A 574-nucleotide genomic window follows, 5' to 3' on the forward strand; every position below is an offset into this window, starting at 1 on the left:
CGTGACCCCAGCCGCATGGCCGAGGTTCTGAGCCGCGTGATCATGAAAGCCAAGCATGCATCCGCACCAGCGCAGATCAACGTGCCACGCGACTTCTTCACTCAGGTCGTCGACATCGAACTGCCTGCCGTTGTTGAATTCGAACTGCCTCAGGGTGGTGCTGCAGCTGTAACCGAAGCTGCTGCGCTGCTGTCGAGCGCCAAAAACCCCGTTATCCTGAACGGGGCCGGTACGGTTCTGTCCAAAGGCGGCATCGAAGCCTCGAAAGCCCTGGCCGAGCGTCTGGACGCGCCCGTCTGCGTTGGCTACCAGCACAACGACGCCTTCCCCGGCTCGCACCCGCTGTTTGCTGGCCCGCTGGGCTATAACGGCTCGAAAGCCGGTATGGAGCTGATCAAGGAAGCTGACGTGGTTCTGTGCCTCGGCACCCGCCTGAACCCGTTCTCGACCCTGCCGGGCTACGGTCTGGAATACTGGCCCGCAAATGCGAAGATCATTCAGGTCGACATCAACCCGGATCGCATCGGCCTGACCAAGAAGGTCTCGGTCGGCATAGTTGGCGACGCGGCCACCG

General features: G+C 62.0%; 1 pseudogene. It reads left to right on the plus strand.

The features are described 5' to 3' along the window. A pseudogene (locus tag ACR0E6_RS22815) lies at positions 1-574 on the plus strand (sulfoacetaldehyde acetyltransferase); the annotation flags it as partial.

This window comes from Ruegeria sp. AP12, from assembly GCF_056540025.1.